The sequence below is a fragment of the Burkholderia sp. BCC0044 genome, assembly GCF_902832955.1.
Lineage (GTDB): Bacteria > Pseudomonadota > Gammaproteobacteria > Burkholderiales > Burkholderiaceae > Burkholderia.
The window spans coordinates 114,857-140,577 of the sequence record NZ_CADFDO010000009.1; the positions used below are offsets into that span (position 1 = coordinate 114,857).

Annotated in this window: 20 protein-coding genes; 5 read left to right on the plus strand and 15 right to left on the minus strand. The window is 66.7% G+C overall.

Annotation, left to right across the window (positions count from 1 at the left end; genetic code table 11):
- The first annotated feature begins 85 nt into the window (after positions 1 to 85).
- From HWX14_RS34745 to HWX14_RS34760, 4 genes are all read left to right on the plus strand, one after another.
- Entirely contained in the window at positions 86 to 1,348 is a 1,263-nt protein-coding gene (locus HWX14_RS34745; RefSeq protein WP_175886596.1) for an MFS transporter, read from the plus strand.
- Between the two features lie 25 nt (positions 1,349 to 1,373).
- A complete protein-coding gene (locus HWX14_RS34750; RefSeq protein WP_175886597.1) occupies positions 1,374 to 2,657 on the plus strand; it encodes a D-amino acid dehydrogenase in 1,284 nt (427 codons plus the stop codon).
- Positions 2,658 to 3,300: 643 nt separating this feature from the next.
- The gene (locus HWX14_RS34755) at positions 3,301 to 4,518 is read left to right on the plus strand and encodes a lipid II-degrading bacteriocin (protein ID WP_244130405.1); all 1,218 of its coding nucleotides are present in this window, start codon (positions 3,301 to 3,303) and stop codon (positions 4,516 to 4,518) included.
- Positions 4,519 to 4,595: 77 nt separating this feature from the next.
- Positions 4,596 to 5,027 carry a hypothetical protein gene (locus HWX14_RS34760; protein ID WP_175886598.1) on the plus strand — a complete coding sequence of 144 codons (432 nt, stop codon included), beginning with the start codon at positions 4,596 to 4,598 and terminating at the stop codon, positions 5,025 to 5,027.
- Positions 5,028 to 5,054: 27 nt separating this feature from the next.
- Here the strand turns inward: HWX14_RS34760 and HWX14_RS34765 are convergent, their stop codons facing one another.
- The 3 genes from HWX14_RS34765 to HWX14_RS34775 form a co-directional block, all read right to left on the minus strand.
- Positions 5,055 to 6,521: a glutamate synthase subunit beta gene (locus tag HWX14_RS34765; RefSeq protein ID WP_175886599.1), complete on the minus strand. Its 1,467-nt coding sequence runs from the start codon at positions 6,519 to 6,521 to the stop codon at positions 5,055 to 5,057.
- Positions 6,522 to 6,606: 85 nt separating this feature from the next.
- On the minus strand, positions 6,607 to 11,310 hold the full coding sequence (locus HWX14_RS34770; protein WP_175886600.1) for a glutamate synthase-related protein: 4,704 nt from the start codon (positions 11,308 to 11,310) through the stop codon (positions 6,607 to 6,609).
- Between the two features lie 288 nt (positions 11,311 to 11,598).
- On the minus strand, positions 11,599 to 12,312 hold the full coding sequence (locus tag HWX14_RS34775; protein ID WP_027783329.1) for a transposase: 714 nt from the start codon (positions 12,310 to 12,312) through the stop codon (positions 11,599 to 11,601).
- A 193-nt stretch (positions 12,313 to 12,505) separates the two neighbouring features.
- Between HWX14_RS34775 and HWX14_RS34780 the strand changes: the two genes are divergently transcribed.
- Positions 12,506 to 13,237, plus strand: coding sequence for an OmpW family outer membrane protein (locus tag HWX14_RS34780; RefSeq protein ID WP_175886601.1), 732 nt, complete (start codon positions 12,506 to 12,508; stop codon positions 13,235 to 13,237).
- 177 nt (positions 13,238 to 13,414) lie between these two features.
- Here the strand turns inward: HWX14_RS34780 and ugpQ are convergent, their stop codons facing one another.
- From ugpQ to HWX14_RS34840, 12 genes are all read right to left on the minus strand, one after another.
- Entirely contained in the window at positions 13,415 to 14,185 is a 771-nt protein-coding gene (ugpQ, locus tag HWX14_RS34785; protein ID WP_175886602.1) for a glycerophosphodiester phosphodiesterase, read from the minus strand.
- 27 nt (positions 14,186 to 14,212) lie between these two features.
- Entirely contained in the window at positions 14,213 to 15,298 is a 1,086-nt protein-coding gene (locus HWX14_RS34790) for a sn-glycerol-3-phosphate import ATP-binding protein UgpC (protein ID WP_126359346.1), read from the minus strand.
- Positions 15,299 to 15,330: 32 nt separating this feature from the next.
- Positions 15,331 to 16,176, minus strand: coding sequence for a sn-glycerol-3-phosphate ABC transporter permease UgpE (gene ugpE, locus HWX14_RS34795; RefSeq protein WP_175886603.1), 846 nt, complete (start codon positions 16,174 to 16,176; stop codon positions 15,331 to 15,333).
- Positions 16,173 to 17,057, minus strand: coding sequence for a sn-glycerol-3-phosphate ABC transporter permease UgpA (gene ugpA, locus HWX14_RS34800; protein ID WP_175886604.1), 885 nt, complete (start codon positions 17,055 to 17,057; stop codon positions 16,173 to 16,175). Before ugpA ends, ugpE begins: the two co-directional genes overlap by 4 nt.
- A 96-nt stretch (positions 17,058 to 17,153) precedes the next feature.
- Positions 17,154 to 18,488 carry a sn-glycerol-3-phosphate ABC transporter substrate-binding protein UgpB gene (gene ugpB, locus HWX14_RS34805; protein ID WP_175886605.1) on the minus strand — a complete coding sequence of 445 codons (1,335 nt, stop codon included), beginning with the start codon at positions 18,486 to 18,488 and terminating at the stop codon, positions 17,154 to 17,156.
- A gap of 88 nt (positions 18,489 to 18,576) precedes the next feature.
- Positions 18,577 to 19,761 (minus strand): deoxyguanosinetriphosphate triphosphohydrolase, encoded by a 1,185-nt coding sequence (locus HWX14_RS34810; RefSeq protein WP_229278552.1) that lies wholly within the window; start codon positions 19,759 to 19,761, stop codon positions 18,577 to 18,579.
- Positions 19,762 to 19,826: 65 nt separating this feature from the next.
- Positions 19,827 to 20,906 (minus strand): 3-dehydroquinate synthase, encoded by a 1,080-nt coding sequence (aroB, locus tag HWX14_RS34815; RefSeq protein WP_175886606.1) that lies wholly within the window; start codon positions 20,904 to 20,906, stop codon positions 19,827 to 19,829.
- A complete protein-coding gene (locus tag HWX14_RS34820; protein ID WP_011694112.1) occupies positions 20,903 to 21,457 on the minus strand; it encodes a shikimate kinase in 555 nt (184 codons plus the stop codon). The genes aroB and HWX14_RS34820 overlap by 4 nt, the downstream gene beginning before the upstream one ends.
- A gap of 40 nt (positions 21,458 to 21,497) precedes the next feature.
- Positions 21,498 to 23,129 (minus strand): type IV pilus secretin PilQ, encoded by a 1,632-nt coding sequence (gene pilQ, locus HWX14_RS34825; RefSeq protein ID WP_175886607.1) that lies wholly within the window; start codon positions 23,127 to 23,129, stop codon positions 21,498 to 21,500.
- Complete coding sequence (locus HWX14_RS34830; protein WP_175886608.1) at positions 23,126 to 23,992, minus strand: pilus assembly protein; 867 nt, start codon at positions 23,990 to 23,992, stop codon at positions 23,126 to 23,128. Before HWX14_RS34830 ends, pilQ begins: the two co-directional genes overlap by 4 nt.
- Positions 23,989 to 24,642 carry a fimbrial protein gene (locus HWX14_RS34835; protein WP_175886622.1) on the minus strand — a complete coding sequence of 218 codons (654 nt, stop codon included), beginning with the start codon at positions 24,640 to 24,642 and terminating at the stop codon, positions 23,989 to 23,991. Before HWX14_RS34835 ends, HWX14_RS34830 begins: the two co-directional genes overlap by 4 nt.
- Positions 24,642 to 25,565, minus strand: a complete 924-nt coding sequence (locus HWX14_RS34840) for a competence protein ComA (protein WP_175886609.1) — start codon at positions 25,563 to 25,565, stop codon at positions 24,642 to 24,644. Before HWX14_RS34840 ends, HWX14_RS34835 begins: the two co-directional genes overlap by 1 nt.
- Between the last annotated feature and the right edge of the window lie 156 nt (positions 25,566 to 25,721).

Here is a 25,721-nt window from a genome sequence, read left to right on the forward strand (position 1 = left end):
TTGGCGCGCCGGATCGCGCCCGTAAAATAACCGCGGAGCGACGCGGCAGTGCGGAACGAGACAAGACGAGAGGGGGGCGGAAAGCATGCAGGCATTCCAGTGGTTCAACGAATTGTCGACGCGCGAGCGCCGGACGCTGTACGCCGGATTCGGCGGCTATGCGGTCGATGCGTTCGACTTCATGATCTATTCGTTCCTGATTCCGACGCTGATCGCCGCCTGGGGCATGTCGAAGAGCGAGGCCGGGATGATCGCGACCAGTTCGCTGATCTCGTCGGCGATCGGCGGCTGGGTCGCCGGCATCCTCGCCGACCGCTACGGCCGCGTGCGCGTGCTGCAGTGGACGATCGCGACGTTCGCGCTGTTCACGTGCCTGTCCGGCTTCACGCATTCGTTCTGGCAGCTTCTTGCGACGCGCACGCTGCAGGGTTTCGGCTTCGGCGGCGAATGGTCGGTCGTGACGATCATGATGGCCGAGACGATCCGCTCGCCCGAGCATCGCGCGAAGGCCGTCGGCACCGTGCAGAGCAGCTGGTCGTTCGGCTGGGGCGCGGCCGCGATCCTCTACTGGGCGTTCTTCGCGCTGCTGCCCGAGCAGGTCGCGTGGCGCGCGTGCTTCTGGATCGGCATCGTGCCCGCGCTGTGGATCCTGTACATCCGCCGCAACGTCAGCGACCCCGACATCTACACGGCCACGCGCCGCGCCCGCGACGAAGGCCGCGTGTCGGGCCACTTCCTCGAGATCTTCTCGCCGCCGCACCTGCGCGCGACGCTGTTCGGCAGCGCGCTGTGCACCGGCATGCTCGGCGGCTACTACGCGATCACGACGTGGCTGCCCACCTACCTGAAAACCGTGCGCCACCTGTCGGTGTTCAACACGAGCGGCTATCTGGTCGTGCTGATCGTCGGCTCGTTCGTCGGCTACGTGGTCGGCGCGATCCTGTCCGACCGGCTCGGCCGCCGCGCGTCGTTCATCCTGTTCGCGATCGGCTCGTTCTCGCTCGGCATGGCGTACACGATGCTGCCGATCACCGATACCGCGATGCTGCTGCTCGGCTTCCCGCTCGGCATCGTCGTGCAGGGGATCTTCGCGGGCGTCGGCGCGTATCTGTCGGAGCTGTATCCGGGCGCGATCCGCGGCTCGGGCCAGGGCTTCTGCTACAACCTCGGCCGCGGGCTCGGCTCGTTCTTCCCGATCCTCGTCGGTGCGCTGTCGCAATCGATGTCGCTCGTGAAGGCGATCGGCCTCGTCGCGGGCGGCGGCTACCTGCTCGTGATCGTCGCGGCGCTCGTGCTGCCGGAAACGCGCGGCAAGTCGCTCGCCGACGATCCGGCCGTCGCGTCGTGAGCCACCGCTTCGTTCCGGACACCGCATGCACGTGATCGTTCTCGGCGCCGGCGTGATCGGCGTCACCACCGCCTGGCACCTGCGCGAAGCAGGCTGCGACGTCACCGTGATCGAACGCGAGGCCGATGTCGCGCAAGCGACGAGCCTCGGCAACGCCGGCGTGATCGCGCCCGGCTACGTGACGCCGTGGGCCGCGCCCGGCATGCCCGGCAAGATCCTCAAGTACCTGTTCAAGCCCGCGTCGCCGCTGATCTTCCGGCCGACGCTCGATGCCGCGCAGTGGCGCTGGATCGCGCGCTGGCTGCGCGAATGCGAGTTCGAGCGGTTCCGCGTGAACAAGCAGCGGATGCAACGCGTCGCGTATTACAGCCGCGCGTGCCTGCATGCGTTTCGCGAGCGCTATCCCTTCGACTACGGCGCGAGCCGCGGCTACCTGCAACTGCTGCGCGGCGCGTTCGACGTCGAGATGGCGCAGCCCGCGCTGAAGGTGCTGCGCGATGCCGGCATCGCGTTTCGCGAACTGGACGCGGCCGGCTGCACCGCGATCGAGCCGGGCCTGCGCTGGGCACGGCAGGCCCCCGTCGGCGGCATCTACCTGCCCGACGACGAAGCCGGCGACTGTGCGCGCTTCACGCGCGAACTGCGGGCGCTATGCGAAGCGAACGGCGTGACGTTCCGGTTCCGCACCGCGATTCGTGCGCTCGACGTCGCGGGCGGCAAGGCGCGCGGCGTGCGGGTCGACTCGCTCGACGCCGGCGCGGCCGCTCGACGCGATGCGCTGCTCGCCGCCGACGCGATCGTCGTCGCGCTCGGCGTCGACAGCGCGGGCCTGCTGCGGCCGCACGGCATCGACGTGCCGCTGTATCCGGTGAAGGGCTACTCGGCCACGCTCGCGGTCGTCGACGATGAAAAGGCGCCGTGCGCCGCGCTGATGGACGAATCGCTGAAGACCGCGATCACGCGCTTCGGCCCGACGCTGCGCGTCGCCGGCACCGCGGAGCTCGGCAACCGCCGCGCGACGCTGCGGCAGCAGGCGCTCGACACGCTGATGAAGGTGCTCGACGACTGGTTCCCGCACGCGGCCGATCGCGCATCGGCGCGCTTCTGGGTCGGCCGCCGGCCGATGACGCCCGACGGGCCGCCGCTGCTCGGCGCGAGCGGGATCGATGGGCTGTGGCTCAACGTCGGCCACGGCTCGACGGGCTGGGCGATGTCGATGGGGTCGGGAAAGGTCGTCGCGGATCTCGTCACCGGACGCGCGCCGGAGATCGATCTGGCCGGGCTGACGCTCGCGCGCTACGACGGGTAGTGCAGCCGGCGGGGAATACCGACCGTCGACGCGATGCGCGGTCGCGACCGACCGGCCTGGCGGTGCACGGCCGTCGACGCGTGTCGCTACCGCGGCGGCGTCCGGCCTTCGGCCGGGGCGATCGGCGCCCCGCTACCGGCACTCCCGGCTGATCAGGAGTCGATTGAGATCGAACGAGGCCAGCTACATCACGACTGTTACGTCACGGGGTTCGAAAGAACTCGGATGCTTCCGCTCGGTAAAACCAGCCCAATGATGTCGGGCGACCGACTGATTCGGCAGCAATTCTCAAACCGCGCTTACCGCCGCAGGTTTGAATCCCCGTCGGGTATACATCCCCTGAACAAATACCCTCCTTCGCCTTAGACCACCTCGTAACTGTTGGACACATTGCCTGCCAACAGGACATGTCGGGAAACGCGTCCCCGCATTTCGATTTTTCTCGACTCTTGTCGGAGTGCTACGCAGTGGGAACGGGGCAGCCAGCCGCCTCTGCATCTTCAGCTTTCCCTTTCCCAGAGCCGGCATACGGGGGATTTCGAGACAAGGCGCGACCGTCGCATGCCTCCATGAATCTCGTTTCGTACCAGTTCGCAGGATCGATCCAGATGACTTCGTCACGAAGACGTGCAGGGGAAATTCCTTGCCGACCGTAGAAAAAAATATAACCGTCTTACGTTCAGGCCTGCGAATCAATCATCGAAATCACCACTGCATGGGGTATGAAATGACGACACGTAATTCTTGTAAACAGATAAACCAATCTTCAAAAGAAGAACAACAGCCTTTGATGCGACGACGTTTTCTGGTTGCGTCAACAGTGCTCCCATTTGGCACGCTGCTGAAGCACGCAACGGCCATGGCTCAGAACAATGTTCTTCCGCCCATCACGATCACAACACCAAAGCCACCGGACTTCAATTTCGGTGATTTCGGCGTCAAGGTAAACGACATTCCCGGCGCCAATCCTGGCGCCGGGATTCCCGCGCCTACCGTTTGCTTCAATGAATATTGCACATCGAATTTCATGCTGCATTTTGCGAACACGGGAAACATGGTCCGCGCTACCGAGATGTTTCTCAAACATCTCCAGGTATTCGGCAACAACGACACAACATTCTGGCGCAATCAGCTCACGTTGGTGGGTGGCTTCACTCCGTGGCTAGCTATCGGCGGCTACAAATATTTGCCTGGTGCCAACCAATACGGATTCAACTTCGAGCCAGGACAGTATGCCAACATCACCGCGCTGTTCGGCATATACATCGGTCAGACCCACGGCCTGCCACCGACAAGTGCATTCGCATCCTATGGCAATCCGTTGATGTTCATCGATGCACTCGACCATTGGATACGCGGGGATGGCGCCCAACGAACCGTTCATATTGAATCACTGAACTTGAAAATGAGTATCCTCGACTTCCCGAAAATTTCGGAAGCCATCGACAATCCCGGGTATGGTCCCGGTACCTACTCGTTCGACATCCCTTTCAGCACTAACATCTTCAATCATGGAACCAAGGACTTCTGGAGTGCCACAGTCTTTGGGCGAGTATCCGGCAAGGTACGCGGCACGCTTGTGATGCTCGAGGACGACACGTATCGGTTCGAGGGCTACTACTCACTCAATCCCGACAGGTTCGACGCAGATCCTTCTAACCGGCCATTCCTGCAGGAGGCTGCAACAACGTTCCTGTCCAAGCTCGGCGCCACCTTGGGACACAAGGACTATCAAATCAACTTTTTCGGCGAAAAAAGTGTCTCGTTTTCAGGACAACGACCGGTCAAGAATTCAGGCACACGGCCTCCGCAGGCAGTCCATAGACCGTCGTTCGGTGGACTGATGCGACCATCTCGCTAGCATGCCCCCGGGCAGATCCGGCAATTTGACTGCCCGCGTCAATCCCGCATGTTGTTCATACAAACATTGAGCGTCCCATGATTTCTCGAGTCATACGCGGAGTTTCGTGGCTAATTCTCTCGGTAGTGGTCGCAGCCATCTGCGCCTTCGCGCTGCTGGTTGCTGTCGTCGCGATTTCCCGGTACGAAAGAACGGAAGGCAGTTGCCCCGACATATCTGTCGAGACACTGCGAAAAAAACTCCTCGTCCGTCTTTTCGATGAACACGGAATTTCGCCGGACAGTGTCCAGTTCGACGGTGCGCCGCAGTATCACGCGTGGAAGCTGGGCGTATGGGAATTTCCGCTGCGCGTTGGTGAAACCCAATACACCGCAATGATCGATTGCAACGAGCAGCTTGCAAGCTACGGGCAAGTCATCATTCAGCGGGTCGATCAAAACGGACAAGCCGACAATCCGCCTGCGGCTTCAGAAATAAAAAACCGGGTGCCCTCTCGAGCACCCGGCTGACACGACAGTAATCCTCGAACCGCGCGCTCAGCGCGGCAGTTCCGAATGCCCCATCAGGTACGCGTCGACCGAGCGCGCGCACTGACGGCCTTCGCGGATCGCCCACACCACGAGCGACTGGCCGCGACGCATGTCGCCTGCCGCGAACACCTTGTCGACCGACGTGTAGTACGAACGATCGCCTTCGGTCGCCGCGCGCACATTGCCGCGCGCATCCTTCGCGACGCCGAACGCGTCGAGCACCGGCGCGGCCGGCTGCGTGAAGCCCATCGCGAGCAGCACGAGATCGGCCTTCATCTCGAACTCGGAGCCCGGCACTTCCTGCATCTTGCCGTCCTTCCACTCGACGCGCACCGCGATCAGTTTCTCGACCTTGCCGTTCTTGCCTTCGAGACGTTTCGTCGCAACCGCCCAGTCACGCTCGCAGCCTTCCTCGTGCGACGACGACGTGCGCAGCTTGATCGGCCAGTACGGCCACACGAGCGGCTTGTTTTCCTCTTCCGGCGGCTGCGGCAGCAGCTCGAACTGCGTGACCTGCTTCGCGCCGTGACGGTTCGACGTGCCGACGCAGTCCGAACCCGTATCGCCGCCGCCGATCACGATCACGTGCTTGCCCTTCGCGAGCAGCTGGTCGACGAGCTTGTCGCCCGCGTTCACGCGGTTCTGCTGCGGCAGGAAGTCCATCGCGAAATGAACGCCCGCGAGTTCGCGGCCCGGCACCGGCAGGTCGCGCGGCGTTTCCGAACCGCCGGCGATCACGACCGCGTCGAACTCGTCCTTCAGCGTGTCCGGCGAAATGGTTTCCTTCGCGAGGCTGCCGATCGACTCGGGCAGCGGATCCTTGCCGATGAATACGCTGGTGCGGAACGTCACGCCTTCCGCTTCCATCTGGCGCATGCGGCGGTCGATCAGCCACTTCTCGAGCTTGAAGTCGGGAATCCCGTAACGCAGCAGGCCGCCGACGCGATCGTTCTTCTCGAACACCGTCACGTCGTGGCCCGCCCGCGCGAGCTGCTGCGCGGCGGCGAGACCCGCGGGGCCCGAACCGACGACCGCGACCTTCTTGCCGGTCTTGTGCTCGGCCGGCAGCGGCTTGACCCAGCCTTCGCTCCAAGCCTTGTCGATGATCGCGTGCTCGATCGACTTGATGCCGACCGGATCGTCGTTGATCCCGAGCGTGCATGCCGCTTCGCACGGCGCCGGGCAGATGCGGCCCGTGAACTCGGGGAAGTTGTTGGTCGAATGCAGGACTTCGATCGCCTGCTGCCAGTCCTGGCGGTAAACGAGATCGTTGAAGTCCGGGATGATGTTGTTGACCGGGCAGCCGTTGTTGCAGAACGGGATGCCGCAATCCATGCAGCGCGCGCCCTGGACCTTCGCGTCCGCGTCGGTCAGCGCCGCGACGAATTCCTTGTAGTGCTTCACGCGCGTGAGCGGTGCTTCGTACGCCTCGTGGCGGCGTTCGAACTCCAGAAAACCGGTTGCCTTGCCCATAAGGTGCTCTTCTGTTCGGTGTATCGGGTGGGGGAGCCGCGCGCGGCCGTCAGGCGCGCGCGGCATTCGCTATGTCGTTCGTCGCTCAGGCGGCCAGCACTTCCTTCGCCGCCTTCTTCGCACCGATCTCGCCCAGCGCGCGCTTGTATTCGTGCGGGAACACCTTCACGAACTGGCGGCGCGCCGCGTCCCAGTTTTCCAGCAGCGACTTCGCGCGCGGCGAACCCGTGAACTGGAAATGACGCTCGACGAGCCCCTTGAGCAGCGCTTCGTCCGTCGTGCCTGCGTGCCAGAGCGCGCGGTCGACCGTGCGTTCCTGCTCGGCCTGCTGCAGCACCGGCTCAAGCGCGACCATCGACTTGTTGCACTTCGCCGCGAACGTGCCTTCCGGATCGTAGATGTACGCGAGACCGCCCGACATGCCGGCCGCGAAGTTGCGCCCCGTCTCGCCGAGCACGACGACCGTGCCGCCCGTCATGTATTCGCAGCCGTGGTCGCCCGTGCCTTCGACGACCGCCGTCGCGCCCGAGTTGCGCACGCAGAAGCGCTCGCCGGCCACGCCGCGGAAGAAGGCTTCGCCTTCGATCGCGCCGTACATCACCGTGTTGCCGCAGATGATGTTTTCCTCGGACTTGCCGCGGAAGTCGTTGGTCGGACGGATGATGATCCGGCCGCCCGACAGGCCCTTGCCGACGTAGTCGTTGCCGTCGCCGACGAGGTCGAGCGTCACACCCTTCGCGAGGAACGCGCCGAAACTCTGGCCGGCCGTGCCCTTCAGCTGGATGTGCACCGCGTCGTCGGCGAGGCCGTCGTGGCCGTGCTTCTTCGCGATCACGCCCGACAGCATCGCGCCGACCGTCCGGTTCACGTTGCGCACCGGCTGGATGAACGACACATGCTCGCCGTTCTCGATCGCGGCCTTCGCCTTCTCGATCAGCACGTGGTCGAGCGCGCGCTCGAGGCCGTGATCCTGCACGTCGACGTGACGCGGCGCGACGTCCTCGCACTCTTCCGGCTGGTAGAACACGCGCGAGAAGTCGAGGCCCTTCGCCTTCCAGTGCTCGATGCCCTTGCGCGTATCGAGCAGGTCGGCGCGGCCGATCAGGTCGTCGAACTTCGCGATGCCGAGCTGCGCCATGATCTCGCGCACTTCCTCGGCGACGAAGAAGAAGTAGTTCACGACGTGCTCGGGCTGGCCCTTGAACTTCGCGCGCAGCACCGGATCCTGCGTCGCGACGCCGACCGGGCACGTGTTCAGGTGGCACTTGCGCATCATGATGCAGCCTTCGACGACGAGCGGCGCCGTCGCGAAGCCGAATTCGTCCGCGCCGAGCAGCGCGCCGATCACGACGTCGCGGCCCGTCTTCATCTGGCCGTCGGCCTGCACGCGGATACGGCCGCGCAGGCGGTTCAGCACCAGCGTCTGCTGCGTTTCGGCGAGGCCCAGTTCCCACGGCGTGCCCGCGTGCTTGACCGACGACAGCGGCGACGCGCCCGTGCCGCCGTCGTGGCCGGCGATCACGACGTGGTCGGCCTTCGCCTTCGCGACACCGGCCGCGACCGTGCCCACGCCCACTTCAGACACGAGCTTCACGGAGATGCTCGCGCTCGGGTTCACGTTCTTCAGGTCGTGGATCAGCTGCGCCAGATCCTCGATCGAGTAGATGTCGTGGTGCGGCGGCGGCGAGATCAGGCCGACGCCCGGCACCGAGTAACGCAGCTTGCCGATGTATTCCGACACCTTGTGGCCCGGCAGCTGGCCGCCCTCGCCCGGCTTCGCGCCCTGCGCCATCTTGATCTGGATCTGGTCGGCCGATGCGAGGTACTCGGCGGTGACGCCGAAGCGGCCCGACGCGACCTGCTTGATCTTCGAGCGCAGCGAATCGCCGTCCTTCAGCGGAATGTCGCTGACGATCTCGTCGCCGATCACCGACTTCATCGTCTCGCCCGACTTGATCGGAATGCCGCGCAGTTCGTTGCGGTAGCGCTTCTGATCCTCGCCGCCTTCGCCGGTGTTCGACTTGCCGCCGATCCGGTTCATCGCGACCGCGAGCGTCGCGTGCGCTTCGGTGCTGATCGAACCGAGCGACATCGCGCCGGTCGCGAAGCGCTTGACGATATCCTTCGCCGGCTCGACGTCGTCGATCGGGATCGCCTTGGTCGGCTCGACCTTGAACTCGAACAGGCCGCGGAACGTCATGTGACGCTTGGTCTGGTCGTTGATCAGGTGCGCGTATTCCTTGTACGTCTGGTACGAGTTGCTGCGCGTCGCGTGCTGCAGCTTCGCGATCGAATCCGGCGTCCACATGTGATCTTCGCCGCGCACGCGGTATGCGTACTCGCCGCCCGCGTCGAGCATGTCGCGCAGCACCGGGCTGTCGCCGAATGCATCGCGGTGCAGGCGGATCGCTTCTTCCGCGACTTCGAACAGGCCGATGCCGCCGACCTTCGACGCCGTGCCCTTGAAGTACTTCTCGACGAGGTCGCTCGACAGGCCGAGCGCTTCGAAGATCTGCGCGCCCGTGTACGACATGTACGTCGAGATGCCCATCTTCGACATCACCTTCTGCAGGCCCTTGCCGACCGCCTTCGTGAAGTTGTAGACGGCCTTCTCCGGCGACAGGTCGCCCGGCAGCCCTTCGGCCATCTTCGCGAGCGTTTCCATCGCGAGGTACGGGTGCACGGCTTCCGCGCCGTAGCCCGCGAGCAGCGCGAAGTGGTGCGTCTCACGCGCGGAGCCCGTCTCGACGACGAGGCCCGTGCTCGTGCGCAGCCCTTGCTGGACGAGGTGCGTATGGATCGCCGACGTGGCGAGCAGCGCCGGAATCGCGACGTGCTCGGCGTCGGTCTTGCGGTCCGACACGATCAGCATGTTGTAGCCCGACTTCACCGCGTCGACGGCTTCCGCGCACAGCGACGCGAGGCGCGCCTCGATGCCTTCCTTGCCCCAGGCGACCGGATAGCAGATGTTCAGTTCGTATGCGCTGAACTTGCCGCCCGTGTACTGGTCGATCGCGCGGATCTTAGCGATGTCCTTGAAGTCGAGCACCGGCTGCGACACTTCGAGACGCATCGGCGGGTTGATGTTGTTCGTGTCGAGCAGGTTCGGCTTCGGGCCGATGAACGACACGAGCGACATCACCATGTTCTCGCGGATCGGGTCGATCGGCGGGTTCGTGACCTGCGCGAACAGCTGCTTGAAGTAGTGATAGAGCGTCTTGTTCTTGTTCGACATCACCGCGAGCGGCGAGTCGTTGCCCATCGAACCGACGGCTTCCTCGCCCTGCTGCGCCATCGGCGCCATCAGGAACTTCAGGTCTTCCTGCGTATAGCCGAACGCCTGCTGGCGATCGAGCAGCGCGGCGCCCTGCGTGCGGCCGGCCGCGACTTCCTCGGCCTTCGGCTCGATCTCGTCGAGCTTGATGCGCACCGCGTCGATCCAGCTCTTGTACGGCTTCGCGTTCGCGAGGTTGTCCTTCAGTTCCTTGTCGTCGATGATGCGGCCGTGCTCCATGTCGATCAGGAACATCTTGCCCGGCTGCAGGCGCCACTTCTTGACGATCTTCGATTCGGGGATCGGCAGCGTGCCGGCTTCCGACGCCATGATGACGAGGTCGTCGTCGGTCACGATGTAGCGCGCCGGGCGCAGGCCGTTACGGTCGAGCGTCGCGCCGATCTGGCGGCCGTCGGTGAACGCGATCGCGGCCGGGCCGTCCCACGGCTCCATCATCGCGGCGTGGTATTCGTAGAACGCGCGGCGGTTCTCGTCCATCAGCGTGTGCTGCTCCCACGCTTCCGGGATCATCATCATCACCGCGTGCACGAGCGGGTAGCCGGCCATCACCAGCAGTTCGAGACAGTTGTCGAACGATGCGGTGTCCGACTGGCCCGGGTAGATCAGCGGCCACAGCTTCGGCAGATCGTCGGCGAGCACGTGCGACGCGATCGCGCCGGTACGCGCGTTCAGCCAGTTCACGTTGCCCTTCACGGTGTTGATCTCGCCGTTGTGCGCGATCATCCGGTACGGGTGAGCCAGTTCCCACGCCGGGAACGTGTTGGTCGAGAAGCGCTGGTGCACGAGCGCGAGCGCCGACACGACGCGCGGGTCCTGCAGGTCGCGGTAGTACACGCCGACCTGGCCCGCGAGCAGCAGCCCCTTGTAGACGATCGTGCGCGCCGACATCGACGGCACGAAGTATTCCTTGCCGTGCTTGAGCTTCAGCGCCTGGATGCGGTGGCTCGCCGTCTTGCGGATCACGTACAGCTTCCGCTCGAGCGCGTCCGTCACCATGATGTCCTTGCCGCGGCCGATGAAGATCTGGCGGATCAGCGGCTCGCTCGCCTTGACCGTCGGCGAGATCGGCATCGCATGGTCGACCGGCACGTCGCGCCAGCCGAGCACGACCTGGCCTTCGGCCTTCACCGTGCGCTCGAGCTCCTGCTCGCACGCGAGACGCGATGCGTTTTCCTTCGGCAGGAAGATCATCCCCACCCCGTACTCGCCGGCCGGCGGCAGGTCGACGCCCTGCTTCGCCATTTCCTCGCGATAGAACGCGTCCGGAATCTGGATCAGGATGCCCGCGCCGTCGCCCATCAGCGGATCGGCACCGACCGCGCCGCGGTGATCGAGGTTCTCGAGGATCTTCAGACCCTGCTGAATGATCTCGTGGCTCTTCTTGCCCTTGATGTGAGCGACGAAGCCGACGCCGCAGGCGTCGTGTTCGTTTTGCGGGTCGTACAGACCTTGTGCGGCGGGCACCGCGGCGAGCGGCTGCTGGTGGTCGTTCATGGGGACACCGTCGTAAAGGGGGCCTGGAGGCCGTTGAACCGTTTTCTTGTTGCCATCGATCCCGCTCCCTACGGGAGACGGCGCGGCCGACGGTGGTTGGGCAAGCTTCGCCCGGGCCACCGGAATTCGGAATATACGCGACGAATCAACGGAATAGCAACAAAAACCGCTCGATCGAACCCCAATTAAACAGATGCCTTGATGTGGTGCCATTTTATTGGGGACGTATCGTTTTGGTGCAAAAAGAAGCGGCGTCCGCAGCGCCGCTTCTGGCCCGCCTTTCCGGTGTTACTGCTGGATCGGCGGCGTGTTTTCACGCACCTTTCTGGGGCGTCCGCGCGGCAACGGCGACACGCGCCGGTTCGCGGTGCGCGCCGCCCACTCGCGGTAATTCTCGCCGCCGAGCACCCAGCCTTTCAGCGTCGCCTGCTGCAACTGGTCGGCCTGCCGCTCGTCGAGCGGCTGCTCGCAGAGCTCCTTGTACGCGCGCTGGCGGTCGAACGGCGTGTTGCCGAGCGCCCAGTAGAGCGGATGGTCGGTGATCAGGCTGTCGACGGTGAGCCCGACGTGATGCCGGTAGCTCGACCAGCGATAGGCCTCGGGCGTCGCGACGAGCTGCGAGCGGACCGGGCTCATCTCGACCACGCGGCTCGCGAGCAGGAAATAGCGCTCGCCTTCGATCACCGTCGCGCGATAGCGGCCTTCCCACAGGGTGCCGCGCCGCGAATAGCGCCGGTTGAAATGCGCGACGTAGCGACGGCCGACCGCCTGCATCGCCTTCGGCAGGCTGGCCTCGTCGCTCGGCGTCACGAGGAGTTGCACCTGGCGCGGCAGCAGCACGTAGGCATGCACCGACAGGTGATGATCGCGTGCGGCGGCCTTCAGGCAATCGATGAAGAGTTCGTAGTCCTGGTCGTCGACGAACGCGGGTTGCTGATCCAGGCCGCGCAGTATCACGTGCTGCGGCTGGTCGGGAACGTAGAGTCGTGCTAACCGTGCCATGCTGAATGTCCGTTTGAACGCGTTAGGAAATACCCGGAGGTCCGAAAGTGCGCACCTGCGTAGAATGCCTGTCCCTGCGGCGCGCGTAAGCGTACGGTCGTGCGAATCCTAGGGAGAAAACTCTAACTTACGAGCTTGTTTGGTTTTAAACGCAGTCGTCATAATGAGCACGCCTTTGATCGGAGGAGACACAATGAAACGAAAACTGGCCATTACGGGGGCCGCAGCGCTCGCATTCACGTTCGCGGGCGGTACGGCACACGCACAATCCGCAGGTGATTTCTACGTCAGCACCGGCTGGCTGCACCTTTCGCCGCAGGACAGCAGCGACCCGCTGTTCGTCTACCGCGTGGGCGGCACGCCCATCAACCAATCGATTCCCAACACCGGCGCCGGCATCAACGACGCCGATACGCTGGGGCTCGCAGCAGGCTACTTCGTCACCGACCATATCTCCACCGAGCTCGTGATGGGGATACCGCCGAAGTTCGACATTACCGGCAAGGGTCAGTTCGAAAGATTCGGCGTACTCGGCCGTGCGTACCAGTGGAGCCCTGCCGTGTTGCTTCGCTACCACTTCAACGACGCCAATGCGAAGTTCCGTCCGTATGTCGGCGTCGGCGCGACGTACGTCTGGTTCACCGGCGCGAAGATCACGAACAGCAGCTTCGAGAACGGCGTGCTCGGCGGCCCGACCAGTGCGACGACCAGCAACCAGTGGGCGCCCGTCTTCAACGCCGGCTTCACGTACAACTTCACGAAACACTGGTTCGCGGGGCTGTCGCTCTCGTACATCCCGGTCAAGGTGACCGCGACCTTCACGACGGCCCGCCGGACGCCGGTCGGCACCCTGACCGAAACGTCGAAGGCGAGGATCTCGCTGAACCCGATCGTCACGTACCTGAACGTCGGCTACCGCTTCTAAGCGTAGTCGAATATTTGGGGAATGGTTAATCCTGCTGCAATTTGTAGCGGATTTTTCCTGGCGTAACGTCTCCACGATGCAAAACGCCCCGGCGCTCAGCGCGCCGGGGCGTCGTTTTTTCGCGTCAGGCACGGTCCGGGTGACCGTTTTTACCGGACGCCGCCGCGGCCGTCGCCGCTAGACGACGTCGATGTCGTCCAGCGCATCGGGTGCGATCAGGTCGATGCGATCCGTGCAGACGGCATCGACACCCCAGCGCGCGAGTTCGCGCGCCCGCTCGAGGTCGTTCACCGTGTAAACCAGGATGCGCAGCCCGGCGGCCTTGATCGCGCGCACGAGCGATTCGTCGAGCCGAGTGTGGTCTGCATGCAACGATACGCAGTCGAGCGCATCGATCACCTGCGCCTGCCAGTCGTCCGGCACGACTTCGTAGAGCATCCCGCGCGGCAGCGCCGGCACGGTCGCGCGCGCCTGTTGCAATGCTTCGAACGAGAACGACGACAGCAGCGGCGCAACGGCGGCATCGCGCCAGTACGCGGCCGCGTCGGCCGCCACGCGCTGGCCTGTGGCGCGCTCGCGCCCCGGGCACGGCTTGATCTCGACGTTCGCGGCCAGCCCGTGCGCGAGGCAACGCGCCGCCGCTGCCTCGAGCGTCGGCATCCGTTCGCCCGCGAAGCGGGCATCGCGCCACGCGCCCGCGTCAAGCGCGGCCAGCGCCGCATAACGCATGCCCGCCGCCGCGCCCCGGCCGTTCGACGTCCGGTCCACGGTGTCGTCGTGCAGCAGGAACGTCACGTCGTCGGCCGACAGCTTCGCGTCGAACTCGACCATCCGGTGGCCGCGCCGCGCGCCCTCGTCGAGCGCGGCCAGCGTGTTCTCCGGCGCGAGCGTGCCGCCGCCGCGATGGGCAACGACGCGCGGATAGGGCCAGTCGGTACGGATCGTCATCGTCGGTCTCTGGGCAGGTGACACAGTTCAGCCGGCGCGCTTGCCGGTTTCGGGATCGAAGAAATGCAGCCGGTGCGCGGGCAGCGCGGCCGCCAGCGCCGTACCGCGCGCGGGGCGATCCGCGTGCGGCAGGCGCACCGCGACGTCGTGATTGCCCCAGCGGCCGTGCGCGAGATTGTCCGCGCCGAGCAGCTCGCACGAATCGACCGGCAGCGTCGCCTGCGCGACGCCCGGCTGCGGCGTCATGTGTTCGGGGCGCACGCCGAGCACCCAGTCGCGCCCGGCGGCGATTTCGCGGCCGATGCCGGGTGCGCCGGCGACCGGCAGCGCGGGGCCGCCGCCCGCGACCGTGAAGGTCGCGCCGTCTTCCGACAGCCGGCCGTGCATCAGGTTCATCGCCGGCGAGCCGATGAAGCCCGCGACGAACACCGTCGCCGGCTTCTCGTACACGTCGACCGGCGCGCCGATCTGCTCCGCGTAACCGCGATTCATCACGATCACCCGCTGCGCGAGCGTCATCGCCTCGATCTGGTCGTGCGTCACGTACACGCTCGTCGTCGCAAGCCGCGCATGCAGCCGCTGGATCTCGAGCCGCATCTGCACGCGCAGCTTCGCGTCGAGGTTCGACAGCGGTTCGTCGAACAGGAACACCGACGGCTCGCGCACGATCGCGCGCCCCATCGCGACGCGCTGCCGCTGGCCGCCCGACAGTTCGCGCGGCCGCCGCGCGAGCAGCGGCTCGAGTTCGAGGATCTTCGCGGCCGCGGCCACCCTTGAATCGATCGTCGCGCGCTCGATCCCGCGGATCTTCAGCCCGTAGCCCATGTTCTGCGCGACCGTCATGTGCGGGTACAGCGCATAGTTCTGGAACACCATCGCGATGTCGCGGTCCTTCGGCTCCAGCGTGTTGACGACCCGGTCGCCGATCGCGATCTCGCCGTCCGTCACGCTCTCGAGCCCCGCGATCATCCGCAGCAACGTCGACTTGCCGCAGCCCGACGGGCCGACCAGCACGATGAATTCGCCGTCGGCGATCTCCACGTCGATGCCATGCAGCACGTGCTGCTTGCCGTCGTAGGATTTCCTGACGCCCTTCAAGCTCAGCGCAGCCATACTTGGTCCTTCTCCCGGTTACCGTCGGTCATTCATTTCTCGGAATCGACGAGGCCGCGCACGAACCAGCGCTGCATCGCCAGCACGACGACGAGCGGCGGGATCATCGCCAGCAGCAGCGCCGCCATCACGTATTGCCATTCGGTCGCGGCGTCGCCGCTCGCGATCATCGTCTTGATGCCCACCACCGCCGTCGACAGCGACGCTTCCGTCGTGATCAGGATCGGCCACAGATACTGGTTCCAGCCGTAGATGAACGTGATCACGAACAGCGCGGCGATGCTCGTCTTCGACAGCGGCAGCACGACGTCCCAGAAGAAGCGCAGCGGCCCCGCGCCGTCGATGCGCGCCGCGTCCATCAGCTCGTCGGGCAGCGTCATGAAGAACTGGCGGAACAGGAACGTCGCGGTGGCCGACGCGATCAGCGGCAGCGAGAGCCCCGCGTAGGTGTTCGTCAGGTGCAGCGTCGACACGACCTGCACGGTCGGGAAGATCCGCACTTCCACCGGCAGCATCAGCGTGATGAAGATCAGCCAGAACGCCGTATTGCGGAACGGGAAGCGGAAATAGACGATCGCGTACGCGGACAGGATCGACATCGCGATCTTGCCGACCGCGATCCCGAGCGCCATCGCGAAGCTGTTCACGAGCAGGCGGCCGAACGGCGCCGTCGTGCCGCCGCTGCCGTGCCCCCAGATGTACGCGACGTTCTCGAACAGGTGCGTGCTCGGCACGAGCGACAGCGGCACCGTCAACACTTCCTGCGCGTTCATCGTCGCCGCGCAGAACGCGACGTAGACGGGAAACACGATCAGCACGACGCCCGCGATCAGCACCGCGTGGCAGAACAGGTCGAAGCCCTTGCGATTTTCGATCATGCGTATTGCACCCTGCGTTCGACGAAGCGGAACTGGATCACCGTGAGCGCGACGACGATGATCATCAGCACGACCGACTGCGCGCCCGAGCTGCCGATGTCGAGCCCCTGGAAGCCCTCCGCGAAGATCTTGTAGATCAGCGTCCTGGTGCTCTGCGCCGGGCCGCCGCCGGTGGCCGCGTCGATCACCGGGAAGGTGTCGAAGAACGCGTAGACGAGGTTCACGACCAGCAGGAAGAAACTCGTCGGCGACAGCAGCGGCAGCACGATGTTGAAGAAGCGCCGCACCGGCCCCGCGCCGTCGATCGCCGCCGCCTCGATCAGCGAGCGCGGAATCGCCTGCAGCCCCGCGTAGAAGAACAGGAAGTTGTAGCTCACCTGCTTCCACACCGATGCCAGCACGACGAGGAACATCGCCTGCTCGCCGTTCAGCGCGTGGTTCCACACGATGCCGCCCTTCGCGAGCGCATACGTGATCAGGCCGATGCTCGGGTTGAACAGGAACGCCCACAGCACGGCCGCGATCGTCGGCGCGACCGCGTACGGCCAGATCAGCAGCGTGCGGTACACGCGTGCGCCGCGGATCACGCGGTCGGCGCATGCGGCCAGCAGCAGCGACACGACGAGCCCGCTCACGGTGACCAGCGAACTGAACACGAGCGTCGTGCGCAACGAATCGAGATACAGCGGATCGGCGAACAGGTGCGTGAAGTTCGCGAGGCCGACGAATTCGCTCGACGTGCCGAACGCGTCCTGCATCTGCGTCGACTGCCACAGCGCGACGCCGGCCGGCCACAGGAAGAACACGGCGGTGATCGCGAGCTGCGGCGCGATCAGCAGGTACGGCACCGGGCTCGTACCGAAACGGGAACGGGATTGCATCGCGGATATCCGGTCAGGCGAAACGGAAGGGAAGCCGCGCCGCCGGACGGCACGCGCTGGCGCGCGGCACCGCCGGCGGCACGAAGCGATGCGTGCTCAGCCGCCCGACTTCTCGAAGCGGCGCAGCAGCTCGTCGCCGCGCGACGCAGCCGAATCGAGCGCGTCCTTCGGCGACTTCTTCTGCGCCCAGACCTGTTCGAACTCCTCGTCGACGACCGTGCGGATCTGCGGCATGTTGCCCAGGCGCAGCCCCTTCGTGTACGGCAGCGGCGGCTTGTTCAGCATCTGCTTGATCGCGGTTTCGGCGCTCGGGTTCTTCGCGTAGAAGCCCTGCTGGCGCGTCAGGTCGTACGCGGCGGTCGTGACCGGCAGGTAGCCCGTGTCCTGGTGCCACTTCGCGGCGACGGGCGGCGAAGCCAGGTACGCGAGGAATTTCGCGACGCCCTTGTAGGTCGCCGGATCCTTGCCGGCCAGCACCCACAGGCTCGCGCCGCCGATGATCGCGTTCTGCGGCGCGCCCTTCACGTTCGCGTCGTACGGCAGCATGCCCGTGCCGTAGCTGAACTTCGCGAATTTCTGCACGTTCGCGAGCGCGCCCGACGACGTCGTCAGGATCCCGCAGTCGCCGCTGTAGAACTTCGCCGACGCTTCATCCTTGCGGCCCGCGTACGTGAACGTGCCGTCCTTCGCCATCTGCTGGAGGAAGGAGATATGTTCGATCTGCTGCGGCTTGTTGAACTCGAGCACGGCGTCGGTGCCGTCGAAGCCGTTGTTGCGGCTCGCGAACGGCAGCCCGTGCCATGCGCTGTAGTTTTCGAGCTGGATCCAGCCCTGCCAGCCGGTCGTGAAGCCGCACGCCATGCCCGACTTGCGCAGCTTCTCGGCATCGGCCTTCACGTCGGCCCACGTCTTCGGCGGCTGGTTCGGATCGAGGCCGGCCTTCTTGAACGCGTCCTTGTTGTAGTACAGCACCGGCGTCGAGCTGTTGAACGGCATCGACACGAGGTGGCCCGTCTTCGCGTCGCTGTAGTAGCTCGCGATGGTCGGCACGAACGCCTTTTCGTCGAGCGTCACGCCGGCCTGCTTGAACACGTCGTAGACCGGCACGACCGCCTTCTTCGCCTGCATCATCGTCGCCGTGCCGACTTCGTAGACCTGCAGGATCGCCGGCGCGTTGCCGCTGCGATAGGCCGCGATGCCCGCCGCGAGCGCCTGGTCGTAAGTGCCCTTGAAGACCGGCACGATCTTGTAGTCGCTTTGCGACGCGTTGAACTGGTCGGCGATCGCGTTGACCCGCTCGCCGAGCGCGGCCTCCATCGCATGCCAGAACTGGATTTCCGTCGCGGCGAGCGCCGCGTGCTGTACCCCGAACATCAGCGCGCCGCCGAGCGCGATCGAACGAACCAGTGTCCCCGCAGGCTTCTTCTTCATCGACCTCTCCTATGAAAACGTTACCAACAGCGTGTGCAACATTCCCGTCGCCATTGAACCGGCGAAGTCTAGTGATCGTTTGTGACAGTCAGTTGTCGTTGATGACGAACAGGCGCTGATATTCCTTCAGCGCGAAGCGGTCGGTCATGCCGGCGATGTAGTGCGCGACGAGACGCGGCTGCTGCGCCGCGTCGTCGGACTGGTACGGCGGCGGCAGCAGGCGCGGATCGTCGATGAACGCGTCGAACAACCCCGTGACGACGCGTTGCGCCTTGCTCGCCATGCGCATCACCTTGTAGTGGCGATACAGGTTCTTGAAGAGGAAGCGCTTGAGCGCGGCGGCCTGCGCGGCGACCTCGGGACTGTGCGACACGAGCGGCGGCGCGGCGCGCACGTCGTCGAGCGACGCGGGCGCGACGCGGGCGAGATTGCGCGTCGTCTCGTCGATCAGGTCGACGATCAGCGTGTTGATGATGCGGCGCACCGTCTCGTGCACGAGACGGCGGCCTTCGAGGTGCGGGAATTCGGCGAGCGCCGCTTCGTAGTGGCGCTGCCACAGCTCGACTTCCGCGAGCTGCTCGATCGTGATCAGGCCGGAGCGCAGGCCGTCGTCGACGTCGTGGTTGTTGTAGGCGATCTCGTCGGCGATGTTCGCGAGCTGCGCTTCGAGCGACGGCTGGCGGCCCTGCAGGAAGCGCTCGCCGAGCGCGCCGAGCTTGCGCGCATTCTCGCGCGAGCAGTGTTTCAGGATGCCTTCGCGCGTCTCGAAGCACAGGTTCAGCCCGTTGAACGCGCCGTAGTGCTCCTCGAGCTCGTCGACCACCGCAAGGCTCTGCAGGTTGTGCTCGAAGCCGCCGTGCTCGCGCATGCATGCATTCAGCGCGTCCTGCCCGGCATGGCCGAACGGCGTATGGCCGAGATCGTGCGCGAGCGAGATCGCTTCGACGAGATCCTCGTTCAGTCGCAGGTTGCGCGCGACCGAGCGCGCGATCTGCGCGACTTCGAGGCTGTGCGTGAGGCGGGTGCGGAACAGGTCGCCTTCGTGATTGACGAAGACCTGCGTCTTGTATTCGAGCCGGCGGAACGCGGTCGAATGGACGATGCGATCGCGATCGCGCTGGAATTCGGTGCGCGCCGCCGGCGGGGTTTCCGGATGGCGGCGGCCGCGCGACTGCGACGCGTGCGCGGCATACGGAGCGAGATGGGCTTCCAGCGCCGCCAGCGTCGGCGGCTCGGCCACCGGCGCGGCGGACGCGCGGCTGGCTTCGGGCAGTGTACTGCTGGATGTCTCGCTCACGTCTCCTCCATGTCAGGGGCGCCGGCGGATCCGGGCCGCCGTTAGCGCGTCGTCTGCGCCAGTGTAGCGAATACCGCTTCGTCCGGCGCCTGCGTGATCAGCGTATCGCCGAATCGCTTCAGCAGGATGAACTTGATCGCGCCGGCCTCGGCCTTCTTGTCGACGCGCATCAGGTCCATGTAGCGCGCGTCGCCGAGCGCGGGCCCGCGGGTCGGCAGATGCGCGGCCGCGATCACCGCATCGAGGCGCTGCCGCGACGCTTCGTCGAGCAGGCCGAGCCGCACCGACAGGTCGCCCGCCATCACCATCCCGCAGCCGACCGCCTCGCCGTGCAGCCATTCGCCGTAGCCGAGCCCGGCCTCGATCGCATGGCCGAACGTGTGGCCGAAGTTCAGGATCGCGCGCAGGCCGCCTTCGCGCTCGTCGGCCGCGACGACGCTCGCCTTGATCTCGCACGAACGCTTCACCGCATGCGCGAGCGCTGCGGGCTCGCGACGGTTCAGCGCATCGACGTTCGCCTCGATCCAGTCGAAGAACCCGGCATCGGCGATCGCGCCCGTCTTGATGACTTCGGCGACGCCCGCCGCCAGTTCGCGATCGGGCAGCGTCGTCAGCGCGCCGATGTCCGCGATCACGGCCTGCGGCTGGTAGAACGCGCCGATCATGTTCTTGCCGAGCGGGTGGTTGATGCCCGTCTTGCCGCCGACCGACGAATCGACCTGCGACAGCAGCGTGGTCGGCACCTGGATGAACGGCACGCCGCGCATGTAGCACGCCGCGGCAAAGCCGGTCATGTCGCCGACCACGCCGCCGCCGAGCGCGACGAGCGTCGTCTTGCGATCGGCGTGATCCGTCAGCAGGCCGTCGAAGATCAGGTTCAGCGTTTCCCAGTTCTTGTATGCCTCGCCGTCCGGCAGCACGACCGTCGACACGCGCTTGCCGAGCGGCGCGAGCGCGGCGCGCAGCGCGTCGCCGTAGAGCGGATCGACCGTCGTGTTCGTGACGATCGTGACCGACGAACCCTTGATGTGAGGCGCGAACAACTCGGTGCGGCCGATCAGGCCGGCGCCAATATGAATCGGATAGGCGCGGTCGCCCAGATCGACGTTGACAGTAATCATGCTTGTAGCGGCTTGGCAATGACGCCGGCCAGTTCGAGTTGCATCAACACCATGTTGACGAGACCGTTGACCGACGGACGGCCGGTCTCGATGACGAAATCCGCGCATTCGCGGTACAGCGGGTCGCGCACTTCGTACAGCGCTTCGAGACGCCCCTTCGGATCTTCCGTCTGCAACAGCGGGCGGTTCTTGTCCTTGCGCGTGCGCAGCCACAGATCGTGCGGATTGGCGCGCAGGTAGACGACGATGCCGTTGGTTTTCAGGCTGTCGCGGTTTTCCGGGCGCAGCACCGCGCCGCCGCCCGTCGCGAGCACGATGTTCTCGCGCTGCGCGAGCTCGGCGATCACCTGCGTTTCGCGATCGCGAAACCCGGCCTCGCCCTCCAGCTCGAAGATCACCGGAATGCGCGCGCCCGTACGGGCCTCGATTTCGTGGTCGGAGTCGAAGAACGTCCTGTCGAGACGACGCGCGACCGCACGGCCCACGGTGGTCTTACCCGCTCCCATAAGGCCGACGAAAAATACGTTTGCATGTGGGTCCCGCGCTTGCAACGGCTTCCTCTGCTTCAATCTTGCTGGTGTGTGGCGCAGCTTACTGGCAAAGCGGCTGCCTTGTCGAGCCTGCGCCGGCGGCTTCCGGCCCCGTTTTCTCGGCATCCGCGTCGCCCGCGCCGGGTGCGCCGCAGCGCGCATCGACGACGGTCGGCGTGATGAAGACGACCAGTTCGTTGCGCTGGTCGCGCTGCGCGCGGTGCCGGAAAAGCGCGCCCAGAAACGGTATTTTGCCCAAGAGCGGCACCCGCGTCACATCGTTCCGGTTCAGTTGTTCATAGATGCCGCCGATCGCGACCGTCCCGCCGTTCTCGACCTCGACGCGCGTCTGCACATGCTTCGTATGGATCGCAGGGCCCGCCGCGGTCGGCTCGCCGACGCTGTCCTTGGTCACGTCGAGATCGAGCACCACGCGCCCGTCCGGCGTGATCTGCGGCTCGACCTCGAGCTTGAGCGTCGCGCGGCGGAACTGCACGCCGCTCATGCCATTGCCCACCTTCGCCTGGTACGGCAGCTCGGAGCCCTGCTCGACGATGGCCTTCACGCGGTCGGCCGTCACCACCCGCGGACGCGAAACGATCTGGCCCCGGCCTTGGGCCTCCAGCGCGCTCAACTCGATGTCGAGTACGCGGCTGAGCGGCGCGGAGAACAGCGTGAAGCCGGCGGTCGCCGCGTCGAAGCCGCCGAGCGGCCGCGCGGCGAGGTCAAGCGCGTTGCGCGCGTCCGCCGCGAAGGACGCGCCCTCGGCCGACGACGGCCGCCCCTGCGCACGCAGCGCGACACGTGCGCCGAGGTTGCGCGAGAAACCCTGCTCGCCTTCGACGATGCGGGCCTCGATCCGGACCTGCCCCGACGGCCGGTCGATCGCGTCGATCAGGCCCGCGATCTGCACGATACGCGGCGCGAGATCGGTCACGAACAGCAGGTTGGTACGCGGATCGGCCGCCGCCGCGCCGCGCTTCGACAGCAGGCGCTGGCCGGTCGCGCCGGCCAGCAGCCGTTGCACGTCCTGCGCGCGCGGATAGTGCAGCGCGAACGTCCGGCTCGCGAGCGGCTCCAGATCGGCGGCCCGCGCGTGCATGTCGAAGCGCTCGCGTTCGCGCGCAGCCAGCTCGGCCGCCGGTGTGACCCAGATCACGTTGCCGCGCCGGGACATCGCGAGCCCGTGCGTGTCGAGCAGCGTGTCGAACGCGTCGCGCCAGCGGACATTGTTCAGACGTAACGTGACCGTGCCGCGCACCTGTTCGCCGACGACGATATTGAGCCCCGTGAACCGCGCGATCGCGTCGAACGCAGCGGCGAGCCCGACGCCCTGCAGATTCAGCGAGAGCCGCCGCGCGTCATCCGCATCGCCCGGTTGCCGTGCCGCGGCGTCGCTCATCCGGGCCGGCGGCGCCAGCGGGATCGGCGGTCCCTCCAGTGTCGGGGCCGTTGCGGCGGTTTCCGTCTGCGCCGCCGTGCGCGCCGCCTGATCGAATGGCGGCGAGCCGGCGTCGTGCGCTACCGCGCTGTCCACGCCTTCGGCCACGCGCTGCGGCTGCGGCAAACCCGGCACCGACACATCCGTCGACCCGGCCGGCCAGACCGCCGGCAGCGGCGGCAACGACGCGTTTGCGCCGGCCGCCGTCACGCCGGCCCAGACGGCGAGCACCCAATAGCCGTGCTTGGTCATGGCCGGCCTCCGTCGTCCAGGACGAGCCGCAGCGATCCGTCCGCCGTCGCAAGCGTCACGGCCGCGCGGTCGACACGCACCACGCGCGCGGCCCCGAGCACGTCGCCAGGCGCGACGGCCGTGAACGCGCCGTCGCCGTCGTCGAACAACGCGAGACCGGTACGCGCGTCGCGAATCGTGCCGGCAAGGCGGGCTGCGCGCCCCGCCGCTTCGGCCGGGGCCGCGTCGCCGAACGGATCGGCGTCGGGCGCAGCGGCGCGAACCGGCGTGTTGCCCGCTGTAACCGCTGTCGCCGGCAGCGCCGGAAACACGTCGACGGACATGTCCACCCGCGCCGCCGACGTGCCGCGTTCGATACGCAGCGCCGACGGTACCGCCAGCACCGGGAAGCGCGCCAGCCCGTCAACCATATGCAGCAGCGCGCGAAAACCGCCATCCGCGGCGATGTGCACGGTGCGTCGGCCGTCCGGTGCCGCGCCATCGGCGCGCTGCGGTTCGATCGATACGCCGTGGAACCCGCTCGACGCGGCGAGATCGGCCAGCGCCAGCATCAGCGCGGCCCATTCCGGCGTAGGCGGCAAGCGCTCGCCACGCGTTGACGCAGGATGTCCGTCGCGTCGCTGTCCAGCGGCAGCCAGCACGCCCTGCGCATCGGCCGCGCGCGACTGCGCTGCGGCGAGCAACGCGCGACTCTGCGCCAGCCCGCTCCAGTCGGCGGCATTCGCCAGATGAATGCCGCCTGCCAGCACGGCCGCGAACGCCAGCACGCAACCCGCGGCATGCGCGGCCGCCGGCGGCACGCGCGGCACGCGGCCCGGCGCGGCGCCTGCGCGCAGCGCCGGCCGATGCACGAGCGCCGTCATGCTCCACCTCCCGACACCGTCCGCGACGACATCGCGCCGTGCCAGCGCAACTGCACGGAAAACCGGAACGGCGTCCCGGCCGTCGAAGCCGGCGCATCCGAGGCAGGCTTCAACGTCTCTATATCGATCCGCCAGTCGCGCTGCTCGCGCGCCATCGCGGCGAGCCACCGCGCAGCCGCCCGGTAACTCACGGCGCGCGCATCGAGCACGGCGCCGGTCGTCGTCATGCGCAGCGCGTCGAGCCGGATATGATCGGCGCGCACCTGCTTCAGGGTCGCCAGCAACGCTGCCACGCGCCGGTAAGGCGCGGCCAGCGCAGCCGCCTGCGCGTCGCGCTGCGCGATGGCCGCGGCGGCATTGGCGACGCGCGTCGCAACTGCCACCTGCGGCTGCAACTGCCGCAGCCGTGCCTCCACGCCGGCGCGCTCCGCGTCCACCCGCCACCGCGACAACACGGCGGCGCCCGTCCACAGGCCGACGCCGAGCACGCCCAGCAGCATCGCCACACCGCACTGCGCGGCCCGGCGACGCCGCAACGCGTGCGCCAACCGCTCGCGGTACGGCAGCAGATTGAAGTCGCCGAGCACCGCGTGGAGCGCCTGCTCGGCCGCCACCGCCGCGCCCGCGTTTGCCGCCACGTGAGCGGCCATCATTCCCACACCCCGCGCAACGCCAGCCCGAACGCGACGGCAAACGCCGGGCCGCCCGGCATGCCGGCGCGCGCGCACGGCTGGCCGTCCCAGCCCGTGCAGTCGAACGGGACCACCGCCGTGCCGAGCACGTCGCCGATCGCGGCGACGGACGTATCGAAGCGGGCGATGCATCGCTCGTCCCCGGCGACGAATACGCAACGCACGTCCCCGAACACGTGCCGGCGCAACGCATCGGGAAGTGCCTCCGGCAACGTGCCGGACAACGTCAGCACCGGGACGACCGACGAGCCGTCGATTCGCCAGCCGCGCACGCCCGCGTCGCGGAACCAGAGCACGGCGTAGGCGCCCTGCGCGTCGAGCTCGAACCGCGCGGCATAGCGCAGCGCGCGCAGCACGGCGGCCGACTCGCCATCGATCACCGTCAGGTCGATACCGGCCTGCGCGGCCACGTCGATCCGCCGCTCGAGCAGCGCCAGCGGCGCCACCGCCACCGCGATCTCGCCGGACCGCACGCCGCCGTAATGCCGCCAGTCGAACGCGAGACTGTCCGGCGCGAGCCCCGAGATGCGTTCGGCGGCCTGCCGCGCGGCATCCTCGATGTCGCCGCGCCCGGCCAGATCGAGTGTCGCGGTGCGCATCTCGTCGTCGTTCAGCGCCATCACGCCGCATGCGTCGCACCGCACCTCGGCCGCCGACAGCCGCGCCACCGCTGCCGCGAGCGAGCGCGCGACCGCTGCCCAGCGCGCGTCCTCCGGCCCGTCCGCCAACCCGACCGGTTCCCGCTCGAGCCCCTCGACGTGCACGTTCGCTTCCCTGCCGCGCCGGCTCAGCACGGCCACCCGCACCTCGTGCGCACCGACGTCGATTCCCGTCGACCGATGCCTGCCCTGTGCAAACCGCGCCACCCATCGTCCTGCCATCCCAGCCTCCCGAGATCTTCGCGGCCCACGCCGCGTTTCCGAGACCTGATTCTGCAAAGCGACGCGCGCGGCCGACAGTCGGCCAAACGGCCAGTATCTGCTCACGGCAGCCGTGCACGGACTATGCTGACGGCACGCCGACCCGCGGCTTTCCGA

Bases quoted from the DNA above. Each gene is read 5' to 3' on its own strand.
- HWX14_RS34745 (WP_175886596.1), top strand. From the start codon at position 86: ATGCAGGCATTCCAGTGGTTCAACGAATTGTCGACGCGCGAGCGCCGG.
- HWX14_RS34750 (WP_175886597.1), top strand. From the start codon at position 1,374: ATGCACGTGATCGTTCTCGGCGCCGGCGTGATCGGCGTCACCACCGCC.
- HWX14_RS34760 (WP_175886598.1), top strand. From the start codon at position 4,596: ATGATTTCTCGAGTCATACGCGGAGTTTCGTGGCTAATTCTCTCGGTA.
- HWX14_RS34765 (WP_175886599.1), bottom strand. From the start codon at position 6,521: ATGGGCAAGGCAACCGGTTTTCTGGAGTTCGAACGCCGCCACGAGGCG.
- HWX14_RS34770 (WP_175886600.1), bottom strand. From the start codon at position 11,310: ATGAACGACCACCAGCAGCCGCTCGCCGCGGTGCCCGCCGCACAAGGT.
- HWX14_RS34775 (WP_027783329.1), bottom strand. From the start codon at position 12,312: ATGGCACGGTTAGCACGACTCTACGTTCCCGACCAGCCGCAGCACGTG.
- HWX14_RS34780 (WP_175886601.1), top strand. From the start codon at position 12,506: ATGAAACGAAAACTGGCCATTACGGGGGCCGCAGCGCTCGCATTCACG.
- ugpQ (WP_175886602.1), bottom strand. From the start codon at position 14,185: ATGACGATCCGTACCGACTGGCCCTATCCGCGCGTCGTTGCCCATCGC.
- HWX14_RS34790 (WP_126359346.1), bottom strand. From the start codon at position 15,298: ATGGCTGCGCTGAGCTTGAAGGGCGTCAGGAAATCCTACGACGGCAAG.
- ugpE (WP_175886603.1), bottom strand. From the start codon at position 16,176: ATGATCGAAAATCGCAAGGGCTTCGACCTGTTCTGCCACGCGGTGCTG.
- ugpA (WP_175886604.1), bottom strand. From the start codon at position 17,057: ATGCAATCCCGTTCCCGTTTCGGTACGAGCCCGGTGCCGTACCTGCTG.
- ugpB (WP_175886605.1), bottom strand. From the start codon at position 18,488: ATGAAGAAGAAGCCTGCGGGGACACTGGTTCGTTCGATCGCGCTCGGC.
- aroB (WP_175886606.1), bottom strand. From the start codon at position 20,906: ATGATTACTGTCAACGTCGATCTGGGCGACCGCGCCTATCCGATTCAT.
- pilQ (WP_175886607.1), bottom strand. From the start codon at position 23,129: ATGACCAAGCACGGCTATTGGGTGCTCGCCGTCTGGGCCGGCGTGACG.
- HWX14_RS34830 (WP_175886608.1), bottom strand. From the start codon at position 23,992: ATGACGGCGCTCGTGCATCGGCCGGCGCTGCGCGCAGGCGCCGCGCCG.
- HWX14_RS34835 (WP_175886622.1), bottom strand. From the start codon at position 24,642: ATGGCCGCTCACGTGGCGGCAAACGCGGGCGCGGCGGTGGCGGCCGAG.
- HWX14_RS34840 (WP_175886609.1), bottom strand. From the start codon at position 25,565: ATGGCAGGACGATGGGTGGCGCGGTTTGCACAGGGCAGGCATCGGTCG.